10 protein-coding genes are annotated in these 10,887 nt (G+C 71.6%); 8 read left to right on the top strand and 2 right to left on the bottom strand.

Annotation, left to right across the window (positions count from 1 at the left end; genetic code table 11):
- Position 1: 1 nt before the first annotated feature.
- From ctaD to ACSHSS_RS12740, 3 genes are read left to right on the top strand one after another with little or no spacing between them, the layout of a single operon-like run.
- Positions 2-2,632 carry a cytochrome c oxidase subunit I gene (ctaD, locus tag ACSHSS_RS12730; RefSeq protein WP_049018142.1) on the top strand — a complete coding sequence of 877 codons (2,631 nt, stop codon included), beginning with the start codon at positions 2-4 and terminating at the stop codon, positions 2,630-2,632.
- Positions 2,629-3,030 (top strand): hypothetical protein, encoded by a 402-nt coding sequence (locus tag ACSHSS_RS12735; RefSeq protein WP_006416516.1) that lies wholly within the window; start codon positions 2,629-2,631, stop codon positions 3,028-3,030. Before ctaD ends, ACSHSS_RS12735 begins: the two co-directional genes overlap by 4 nt.
- Positions 3,021-4,634 (top strand): cytochrome c, encoded by a 1,614-nt coding sequence (locus tag ACSHSS_RS12740; protein ID WP_049018143.1) that lies wholly within the window; start codon positions 3,021-3,023, stop codon positions 4,632-4,634. The genes ACSHSS_RS12735 and ACSHSS_RS12740 overlap by 10 nt, the downstream gene beginning before the upstream one ends.
- A gap of 401 nt (positions 4,635-5,035) precedes the next feature.
- On the opposite strand, the gene ACSHSS_RS12745 is transcribed toward ACSHSS_RS12740, so the two are convergent.
- Complete coding sequence (locus tag ACSHSS_RS12745) at positions 5,036-5,746, bottom strand: succinate dehydrogenase/fumarate reductase iron-sulfur subunit (protein WP_043282263.1); 711 nt, start codon at positions 5,744-5,746, stop codon at positions 5,036-5,038.
- A 66-nt stretch (positions 5,747-5,812) separates the two neighbouring features.
- On the bottom strand, positions 5,813-6,055 hold the full coding sequence (locus tag ACSHSS_RS12750; protein ID WP_006398965.1) for a DUF6566 family protein: 243 nt from the start codon (positions 6,053-6,055) through the stop codon (positions 5,813-5,815).
- Between the two features lie 181 nt (positions 6,056-6,236).
- On the opposite strand from ACSHSS_RS12750, the gene ACSHSS_RS12755 reads away from it, so the two are divergent.
- The 5 genes from ACSHSS_RS12755 to ACSHSS_RS12775 are packed head-to-tail and all read left to right on the top strand — an operon-like array spanning position 6,237 to position 10,834.
- Positions 6,237-6,932, top strand: a complete 696-nt coding sequence (locus ACSHSS_RS12755) for an MgtC/SapB family protein (protein WP_006405126.1) — start codon at positions 6,237-6,239, stop codon at positions 6,930-6,932.
- Complete coding sequence (locus ACSHSS_RS12760) at positions 6,929-7,267, top strand: hypothetical protein (protein ID WP_006398963.1); 339 nt, start codon at positions 6,929-6,931, stop codon at positions 7,265-7,267. Before ACSHSS_RS12755 ends, ACSHSS_RS12760 begins: the two co-directional genes overlap by 4 nt.
- Entirely contained in the window at positions 7,264-9,504 is a 2,241-nt protein-coding gene (locus tag ACSHSS_RS12765; RefSeq protein WP_048995082.1) for a VTT domain-containing protein, read from the top strand. The genes ACSHSS_RS12760 and ACSHSS_RS12765 overlap by 4 nt, the downstream gene beginning before the upstream one ends.
- Entirely contained in the window at positions 9,495-10,331 is an 837-nt protein-coding gene (locus ACSHSS_RS12770; protein WP_048995083.1) for an endonuclease/exonuclease/phosphatase family protein, read from the top strand. Before ACSHSS_RS12765 ends, ACSHSS_RS12770 begins: the two co-directional genes overlap by 10 nt.
- A 14-nt stretch (positions 10,332-10,345) precedes the next feature.
- Positions 10,346-10,834, top strand: a complete 489-nt coding sequence (locus ACSHSS_RS12775) for a phage protein NinX family protein (protein WP_006415933.1) — start codon at positions 10,346-10,348, stop codon at positions 10,832-10,834.
- The last annotated feature ends 53 nt before the right edge of the window (positions 10,835-10,887 follow it).

Below are 10,887 nucleotides of genomic sequence, written 5' to 3' on the forward strand. Positions count from 1 at the left end.
GATGGCCGTCACCCACGACTCCCGCCCCGTGCTCGAGCGCGTGCCGGATCTCGGCGACGCGCCGCCCGGCTCGCCCGACGAGCGCGCGCTCGCCGCGCTGTGGGAGTCCGAGCCCGGCTGGCGCGGCTGGCTCGGCACCGTCGATCACAAGCGGATCGGCCTGCGCTACATCGTCACCGCCTTCGCGTTCCTGCTGCTCGGCGGGGTCGAGGCGCTCGTGATGCGCATCCAGCTCGCGCGGCCGAATGCGACGCTGCTCACGCCCGCGCAGTACGACGCGCTGTTCACGATGCACGGCGTGACGATGATCTTCCTGTACGCGCTGCCCGTGCTGTCCGGTTTCGCGAACTATCTGTGGCCGCTGATGCTCGGCTCGCGCGACATGGCGTTTCCGCGGCTGAACGCGTTCTCGTACTGGGTGTTCCTGTTCGCGGGGCTGTTCCTCTACGCGAGCTTTCCGCTCGGCGCGGTGCCCGACGGCGGCTGGTTCAACTACGTGCCGCTCACGTCGCTCGACTACAGCGCGGGCGCGAACATCGACATCTATGCGCTCGGGATGATCCTGCTCGGCATCTCGACGACGGGCGGCGCCGCCAACTTCGTCGTCACGCTGCTGCGCATGCGCGCGCACGGCATGTCGATCGACCGGCTGCCGATCATCGTCTGGGGCACGCTGACGGCATCCGTCGCGAATCTCGTCGCGGTGCCGTCGGTCAGCCTCGCGTTCTTCCTGCTGTGGCTCGACCGCAATGCGGGCACGCACTTCTTCGACGTCGCGCACGACGGCCGCCCGCTGCTCTGGCAGCACCTGTTCTGGATGTTCGCGCACCCGTGGGTGTACGTCGTCGTGCTGCCCGCGATGGGGATCGTGTCGGATGCGCTGCCGACGTTCTGTCGGCGGCCGCTCGTCGCGTACGAAGCCGTTGCGGTGTCGACCGTCGCGACGATGCTGATCGGCTTCGAGGTCTGGGTACACCACATGTTCGCGACCGGCATCGCGCCGCTCGCGCTCGCGTTCTTCGGCGCGGCCAGCATGCTGATCTCGATTCCGAGCGCGGTCGCCGTGTTCGCCTGGATCGCGACGATCTGGACCGGGCGGCCGGTGTTCCGCACGCCGTTCCTGTATTTCGCGGGCTTCGTGCTGATGTTCGTGATCGGCGGCGTATCGGGCGTGATGACGGCGGCCGTGCCGCTCGACTGGCAGCTGACCGACACGTACTTCGTCGTCGCGCATCTGCACTACGTGCTGCTCGGGATCAACGTGTTTCCGGTGCTCGGCGGCATCACCTACTGGTTTCCGAAGTTCACGGGCCGGATGATGAACGAGCGCGTCGGCCGCTGGACGTTCTGGGTCGTGCTGACCGGTTTCAACGTCGGCTTTTTTCCGATGCACGTGTCGGGGCTGCTCGGCATGCCGCGCCGCATCTACACCTACCCGTCCGGCATGGGCTGGGACACGTCGAACCTGCTGACGACGATCGGCTCGTTCGTGTTCGGCATCGGCATCGTGATGTTCGTGATCAACGCGCTCGTCAGCGCGCGGCGCGGCGCGCGCGCCGGCGACAATCCGTGGGGCGCGCCGGGCCTCGAATGGTCGGTCGCGTCGCCAACGCCCGCCTACAACTTCGCGGTGCTGCCGCTGATCGCGTCGCGCCATCCGCTCTGGGAAACGCGCGGCGAGCCGCGCCGCTCGAGCCTGCGCGTCGGCTACCGGCTCGCCGACGGGCGCGAGGCGCTCGCGGTGTCGCCGCTCGCCGCGACGCCGAGCGCGATCCTCAAGATGCCGGAGGACACCTGCGTGCCGTTCGTGCTGTCGCTGCTCGCGACGGCCGTGTTCGCCGCGATGCTGGTGCGCTCGCCGACGCTCGTCGCCATCGCCACGCTCGGCTGCGCGATCGCGCTCGGCGCGTGGCTGTGGCCGCGCCGCTCGCTCGGCCAGCGCGCCGCGGCGCCCGAGCGCGACGGCGTGCCGCCGCCCGCACCGTTCATGATGCACGAGCCGGCCGCTGCCGCAGCGCCGCCGGCCGCGCCCGCGCCGTATAACGCGCCGCTGCCGGTCGGCAGCTGCGGCAAGCGCGCGGGCGGCTGGTGGGGCGTGCTGACGCTCGTCGTGACCGAAGCCGGCCTGTTCGGCTATCTGCTGTTCAGCTATTTCTACCTGCAGTCGCAGTCGGCCGCGCCGTGGCCGCCCGAAGGGATGCCGAAGCTCGGGCTCGCCGGCGTCAACACGGCCGTGCTGCTGTCGAGCAGCGTGTTCGTCTGGCTCGCCGAACGGGCGGTGCGCGCCGGCCGCCGGCCGCGTGCCGTCGCCGCGCTCGCCGTCGCGCTCGTGCTCGGCGTCGCGTTCGCACTCGTGCAGCTCCACGAATGGCGCGACCATCCGTACGGGCCGACCGCCCATCTGTACGGCAGCCTGTATTTCACGATCACGGGCTTTCACCTCGCGCACGTCGTCGCGGGGCTCGCGATCCTCGCGCTGCTCGCGGGCTGGACCGCGGCCGGTTTCTTCGACCGCGAGCGGCGCGTCGCGCTGAGCGTCGGCGCGCTGTACTGGCACTTCGTCGATTTCGTCTGGCTGTTCATCTTCACCGCGCTGTACGTGACGCCGTACTGGCTCAGGAGGCCCGGATGATACGCGCCCGCCGTTCGCTGATGCCGCTGTTCGCGATCGCGGCCGGGCTCGTCGGCGCGCCTGCGCTGTGGTTCGCGCAGATGGCCGCGTCCGAGACGCTCGCGTCGACCGCGTGCTATCCGCTCGGCGTCGCGCAGCTCGCGCCGCGCTGGGCGCACGTCGGCGTCTGGCTCGCGCTCATCGCGGGCGGCGCGTTCGCGCTCGCGGCCGCGTGCGCGGCGTGGATCGCGCGTGTCTGGCGCCGGCCCGACGATCCGGACATCCGCGCGGCCACGCGCGACGACAGCACGCGGTTTCTGGTCCGCTGCGCGATGCTCGCCGCGCTCGGGTTCGTCGTCGGTCTCGTGTTTACCGGGATCGTCACAGGTTTCGTGGGGCCGTGCAGTCCATGGCGCTGATCTCGTCCGCTCGCTTCCCGTTTCGATTGCGCCGGCGCGGCGTGTGCCGGTCGGCGGCCGTCGCGCTCGCGCTCGGCGTCGCGCTCGCGGGCTGTGATCCGCTCGACGACGGCAGCGCGCAACGCGATACGGCCGATGCGGCCTCGGCCGCGTCCGCGCCCGAGCCGGCGTCCGGATGGCGCTTCACGCGGATTCGCGCGCCGGCCGAAGCGGCGATGTCCGCGCGCGCGGAGCGCGATGCGCGGCTGTCCGCGCGGCACGGCGGCGCGGCAGTCGGCGGCGCTGCGTCGGACGTGCAAGCGTCCGCATCGGCTGCGTCGGGAACCGGCGCCGCGGCGCCGGATGCGTCGACGCACGACGACACGCGCCGGCCGCTCGTCGCGGCCGCCGCCGCGGACGCCGACGCCGCATTGATCGAGCGCGGCCGCTATCTCGCCCATGCCGGCGACTGCTCCGCGTGTCACGACGCGGCCGACCACACGCCCTACGCGGGCGGACAGCCGGTGAATTCGCCGTTCGGTCCGATCTATGCGCCCAATATCACGCCCGATCCTGTGCACGGGATCGGCCGCTACACGCTGCAGCAGTTCGACGATGCGTTGCGGCGCGGCGTGCGCGCGGACGGCAGCAATCTCTATCCGGCGATGCCGTACGCCTCGTTCGCGCGGCTCCATCCGGACGACGTGCGCGCGCTCTACGCGTATTTCATGCACGGCGTCGCGCCGTCGCCGCAGGCCGGCAAGCGCACGGCGCTGCCGTTTCCGTTCAACCAGCGCTGGGCGCTCGGCTTGTGGCGCATGGTGTTCGCGAACGACGAACGCTTCGTGCCGTCGCCGTCGCGCTCCGCGTCATGGAACCGCGGCGCGTACCTGGTGCAGGGGCTCGGCCACTGCGGCGCCTGCCATACGCCGCGCGGCCCCGCGTACAACGAGCGCGGCTACGACGAGCGCAGCGCGAAGTTTCTGACGGGCGGCGTGACCGATCACTGGTTCGCGCCGAACCTGACCGGTGCGGACCGCGACGGGCTCGGCCGCTGGTCCGTCGACGACATCGCCGCATTCCTGCGCGACGGCCACACGCGGCATGGCGCCGTGTTCGGCGCGATGGCGCCCGTCGTCGGCGAAAGCACCGCGCTGCTGAGCGACGCCGATCGTCACGCGATCGCCGTCTATCTGAAGTCGCTGCCGGCGCAGCCGACCGCCGCGACGAATCCGCTCGGCGTCGGCATGCCGCGGCTGACTGTCGCCGGCCCGCGCCCCGAAGGCGGCCAGCAGGCGCCCGGCGCGGGCGTGTATGCGAGCTTTTGCGCGCGCTGTCACGGCGCAGACGGTGCGGGCGTGCCCGATCATGGGCCGCCGCTCGCCGGCAATCCGGTCGTCGTCGCGGCCGATCCGACGAGCGCGATCCGCATCGTCGTCGAAGGCGCGCGTCCGGCGCCGGGCGACGATCGTAGCGGCGTGCGGCGCATGCCGGCGATGCGCGGCGCGCTGACGAGCAGCGAGATCGCGGCCGTCGTCAGCTACGTGCGCGGCGCATGGGGCAATCGCGCGGCGCCGGTGTCGACGCAGGACGTGCGCAGACTGCGTGCGGCGATTCATCGATGAGGAGGGAGACGGGCGGTGCGACGCTGAACGAAGGCACGCAGGCACGCAGGCACGCAGGAGACTACGCCAAACTCAGGGTGATGCCGACAGCAACACGCATACGGACCACGCGTTCAATCTCGACTAGTTGCTTTTGCAACAATACCCGTAACGCTTCTTGTCATCGCTAGCGAAAAACATCGCCGGGCAGGACCGCCACGGCTCACCGCCCGTCACGTTCGCCCGCGCACTGGAACAGGACTGCACGCCAACGCGGGCCTGCGCATACCGACAATCACGGCAAACACGCATTCGATCACGACGCGCGCGCCACCGAGACACCGCCTCGCGCGCACCATCGCCGCCACCGCATCACGCACCTGCCCGCAAGCGCTCCCCGATCGCCGCCCTCGCCCCGCCCGCTACACCGCGCGCCGCACCAGCATCGCGCGAATGTTCGAGATCGCGCGCGCCGGATTCAGTCCCTTCGGACACACGCTCGTGCAGTTCATGATCGTCCGGCAGCGGAACAGCCGATACGGATCCTCGAGGTTGTCGAGCCGCTCGCCGGTCGCGAGATCGCGCGAATCGGCAATGAAGCGGTAGGCCTGCAGCAACCCGGCCGGCCCGACGAACTTGTCCGGATTCCACCAGAACGTCGGACACTGCGTCGAACAGCACGCGCAGAGGATGCATTCGTACAGCCCGTCGAGCTGATCGCGCTCGGCCGGCGACTGCAGGCGCTCGCGCTCGGGCGGCGGCGTGTCGTTGATCAGATACGGCTTGATCGAGTGGTACTGATTGAAAAAATCGGTCATGTCGACGATCAGGTCGCGCACGACCGGCAGCCCCGGCAGCGGGCGCAGCGTGATCTCGCGCGGCAGCGTCTTCATGTTGGTCAGGCACGCGAGCCCGTTCGAGCCGTTGATGTTCATCGCATCGGAGCCGCAGATCCCTTCGCGGCACGAGCGGCGATACGCGAGCGTTTCGTCTTCGCGCTTGAGGCGCCCGAGCACGTCGAGCAGCATCCGGTCGTCGGGCTGCACGGCGATCTCGTAGCGCTGCATGTAAGGCGCCGCGTCCCGATCGGGGTCGTAGCGATAGATATGGAGGATGCGCGTGTCGTCGTCCATCGTGTCTCCCGGCAAGCGGCCGCCGCGCGGCCGCACAGTCGCAGAAGCGCCGCAAGCGCCGTGCCGTCAGTCGTCGTCGACGCGCTTGTCGACCAGATAGCGGCCGCGCTCGACGCCCGCACGCAGCGCTTCGTCCTCGGTCAGCCATTCGGGGCCGGCCGGCTCCGGCACGATCAGCTCGATGCGCGCGCCGTCGACGTAGAGCTGCACTTCGTCGCGCCATGCGCCGCGCTCGTTGCGCCGCGCCCACACGCGGATCTCGTGGCCGCGATACGGATCGCGTACCTGTGCGTCCTGTTGATGCTGCACGATGGCCTCCTGTGCTTATCTGCGATCACCTGAAAAAAATGCGCGCCGCACGACGGCCGCGCGCGCCCGATGCTGCGCGCGCACGCGGCGTACCCGCGCGCGGCGAACCGGCACGCCGCTTGCATCCCCGTGGCATCGAACCGTCCCGGCACCGGGTCGGCACCACCTCGGGAGACACGCGATGATCGGCCACGTCGAACTCCTCGGACGCCTGCTGCTCGCTGCGCTGCTCGGCAGCGTGATCGGCCTCGAGCGCGAGCGGCTGAACTGGGCCGCCGGCCTGCGCACGCACATGCTCGTGTGCGTCGGCTCCGCGCTGACGATGCTCGTGTCGACCTACGGTTTCGAAGACGTCGCCGGCCGCAACGGCGTCGTACTCGATCCGTCGCGCGTCGCCGCGCAGGTGGTGTCCGGCATCGGCTTTCTCGGCGCCGGTTCGATTCTGCTGCGCGGCGAAGTGGTGCGCGGGCTGACGACGGCGGCGAGCCTCTGGGCCGTCGCCGGCGTCGGTCTCGCGGTCGGCGGCGGCATGATCGTCGCGTCGGTCGGCGCGACGGTCATCGTGCTCGTGATCCTCGCGGGCGTGAAGCCGCTCGAACGCCGCTTCATCGCGCAGCGGCAACAGCGCACGCTGCGGCTCGTCGTCGAGCGCGGCGGGCTCACGCTGCGCACGCTGCACGACGCGCTCGGCACGCGGCACGTGCGCGTGAAGCGGTTCATCGTCCAGCAGTCGGACGACGATCCGGACACCGACGACATCTCGGTCTCGTTCTCGCGAACGAGCCCGGTGGAATTCGCGGCGATCTGCCGGACGCTGCAAAACCTCGCCGGCGTACGGATCTGCCGTCCCGACACTTCGTCAAGGAGTCTCGTGTGACCCAGACCGATCTGCTTTCGTATCTCGTCACCAGTCAACTGGCCGCGCGCATGCGTTCCGGCGCGTGGCTCACGATCAGCCAGGTCGTCGGCGCGCTGCGCGCGTGGCTCGCGTACCACCACGCCGAATGCGACTGGCTCGACCGCATCCGCATCGTCGAAGCCGCCTCGGCGATCGCGGAAGGCATCTACGAGGTCGCGACGGCGCACGGCCAGCCGGCCGACGGCGAGCGCGTACGCCTCGACGCGCATTCGCCGGAAATGCAGGCGCTGCGCGCACGCTGCGACGTGCTGCTGCAGCGCATCGACGGCGACCGGGACGTCGACGCACGATGATCGTGCCGGCCCGCGGCTCGCGCACCGGCTTCGCGACGGCCGGCCCCGCGCGTGCCGACGACGCGCAGAGCGGCGCCGCACAGCGCGACGCGATCGTCCGGCACGGCCTGCTCGAGGTCGGCCGCAACTGCGACACGATCCGCCATGCGGACCGCTTCGCGACGCTGATCGACGGCGACGCGTATTTCTCGACGCTGCGCGCCGCGCTCCTGCGTGCGCGCCATACGGTATTCATCCTCGGCTGGGACGTCGACAGCCGGATGCGGCTCATGCCGGGCGGCGCCGACGACGGCTTCCCCGATACGCTCGCGGCGTTCCTGCACGCGCTCGCGTCGCGCCGGCACAACCTGCGGATCTACGTGCTCGCGTGGGACTTCGCGATGATCTACGCGCTCGAACGCGACTGGCCGCCCGTCTATCGCGCGGGTTGGCGCGCGCATCGCGGGATCGTGTTCCGGCTCGACGATGCGCATCCGCGCGGCGCGTCGCATCATCAGAAGCTCGTCGTGATCGACGACCGGCTCGCGTTCGTCGGCGGCCTCGATCTCACACGCGCGCGCTGGGACACGCCCGCGCATGCGGCGGACGACCCGCGCCGGCGCGACGAACAGGGCATGCCGTACGGTCCGTTCCACGACGTGCACACGATGTTCGACGGCGACGCGGCCGCCGCGATCGGCGAGCAGGCACGCGCGCGCTGGCTGCGCGCATGCGGCCGGCCGATCGCGATCCGCGCGCACAAGCATCTCGAACGCGACGACGATCCCGACCCGTGGCCGCCCGGCGCGCAGGTCGACGTGCGCGACGTGCAGCTCGGCATCGCCTATACGGCGCCGCGCCATCGCGACGCGGCGCCGGTGAGCCAGGTGCGCGAACTGGTCGCCGACACGATCCGCACCGCGCGCCGCCATCTGTATCTCGAGAATCAGTACTTCACCGCGGCCGTCGTGCGCGAGACGCTGTCCGCGCGCCTCGCCGACGACGACGGGCCCGACGTGACGGTCGTCGCGCCGCGCGTGCAGAGCGGCTGGCTGCAGGAAGCGACGATGGGCGTGCTGCGCGCGCGGCTGCACGCGACGCTCGTCGCGGCGGACCGCTTCGGGCGCTACCGGCTGCTGTATCCGCACGTCGACGGGCTCGGCGACGGCTGCGTCAACGTGCACAGCAAGGTCGCGATCGTCGACGACGAATGCCTGATGATCGGCAGCGCGAACCTGAACAACCGCTCGATGCTGCTCGACACCGAATGCTGCGTCGCGCTGGTCGCGGCCGGCGACGCGCGCGTGCGCGCCGCGATCGCCGGCACGCGCGACCGTCTGCTGGCCGAGCATCTCGGCACGACGCCCGCGGCCGTCGCCGACGCGTTCGCGGATGCGCTCGCGCGCGGTGAGCGGCCGAACGACGCGCTCGACCGGCTGCGCAAGGACCGCGGCCGTTCGCTGCGCACGCTCGATCCCTCGGTCGCGCCGCAGCTCGACGCGCTCGTGCCGGTCAGCGCGTGGCTCGATCCCGAGCAGCCGATCGAGCCCGACCGGCTGATCCGCGAGTTCGTGCCGCGCGAACAGCACCGCACGCTCAGCGCGCGCTTCCTCGTGCTCGGTGCGATCGTGCTGCTGATCGCCGCGCTCGCGCTCACGTGGCGCTTCTCGCCGCTCGGCGAGCGCCTGAACGTCGCGTCGCTCGCGCATGCGGCCGCCGGCATGTCGCGACTGCCGGCCGCGCCCGTGCTGCTGCTGCTCGGCTACGTGATTGCGGCGACGCTCGCGGTGCCGATCACGCTGCTGATCGCCGCGACCGGCCTCGTGTTCGGCGCGTGGCCCGGTTTCGCCTATGCGGGCGCGGGCACGCTGATGGCCGCGGTCGCGACCTACGGACTCGGCCGCTGGCTCGGCCGCGATGCGGTGCGCCGGCTCGCCGGCGCGCGCGCGAACCGGCTCAGCGAGCATCTCGGCAAACGCGGCGTGGTCGCGATGACGGTGCTGCGGCTGCTGCCGATCGCGCCGTTTACGGTCGTCAACCTCGTCGCCGGCGCGTCGCATATCGGGCTGCGCGACTTCGTGATCGGCACGGCGATCGGCATGCTGCCCGGCATCGTGCTCACGGTGGTCTTCGCGAACCAGCTGCTCGCCGCGTTCAGCCATCCGGGGCCGAGCGCGTTCGCGTGGCTCGCGGCGATCGGCATCGCGCTCGTCGGCGTGTCGGCGCTGCTCGTCAGGATGCTGCGGCGATGGCGCTGATCCGGCACGCGGCAGCGCCGCCCGAAGTCGTCACGGCCCCCGCGCCGCCCGCGGCCGCGCCGGGCGGCCGCGACCTGCGCATCGCGACGTACAACATCCACGGCGGCTACGGCCCGTGGCATGCGCGCGCGGCCGATCGCATCGCCGCGGTGATCGAGGAACTCGACGCGGACGTGATCGCGCTGCAGGAAGTGCCGCTCGGCGGCACGCGCGCGCCCGACGTGCTCGCGCATCTGCGCGACGCGACCGGCATGCACGCGGCGGCCGGCCCGACGATCGACACGGCCGAGCGCCGTTACGGCAACGCGGTGCTGTCGCGCTATCCGATCCGCGCGGCGCGCACGCTCGATCTGTCGTTCCATCAGCGCGAGCCGCGCGGCGCGCTCGACGCCGACATCGACTGCCGTAGCGGCCCGCTGCGCGTCGTCGCGACGCATCTCGGGCTGTCGGCGCGCGAGCGCAGCGCGCAGGTGCAGCGGCTGCTCGCGGCGTTCGACACCGGCGCGATGCCGGTGATCCTGCTCGGCGACATCAACGAATGGTTCGTGCGCGGCCGCGCGTTGCAGGCGCTCGTCACGCGGTTCCGGCGCGCGCCCGCGCCGCGCACGTTCCCGACCGTCTGCCCGCTGTTCTCGCTGGACCGGATCTGGGTCCATCCGGGCGAGCTGCTGGTCGACGTCGCGGTCCATCGCAGCGCCCGCGCGCGGCACGCGTCCGATCACTATCCGCTCGTCGCGCGCATGCGCGCGCCGCAGCCGGCGCCGGAGCCGGCCGCCGCGCCGTTCGACCGGCCGGGCACGCCGCTTGCGCGCAAAGACGCCCCCTGACGACGGAGAGCTCCATGCAGATCGACGAACTCGACGGAACCGCGCTCGACTACTGGTGCGTGCGCGGCCTCTGCGCCGACCACGAAGACACGCTGCGCTTCACGGCCGTCACGCCGACCGTGGTCGTGACGGCCGCGTGCGACGCGCTGCGCCGGCTCGATGCGCACTTCACGCCGTCGCGCTCGTGGGCCGACGCGGGCGCCGTGCTCGATCGCGTCACGGACTTGCGCATCGTGCGGCGCGGCGGCGAGGTCGAATGCGACGCGTCGTTCGCCGACGGCCCGTCGACCTGCGCCGCACGCGGCCCGAACGCGCGCGTCGCGTTGCTGCGCGCGTACGTGCGCGCCTGCTTCGGCGATACGGTGGACGCGCCGCCCGACTTCCCGCACCGCATCGAGCGCGGCGCGATCGTGCGCTACGACGCCGGCGCGCCGCTGCCCGAGGCGGACGACGCCTCGGCGCTCGGCGACAGCACGGACATCCGCTCCGTGCCACGCATGTAAGCGTGCGCCGCACGCGCCGCGCGTTCCCTTCCCGGTACGCACCCCATGTAAAA

It is taken from the genome of Burkholderia sp. BC1 (assembly GCF_052683555.1).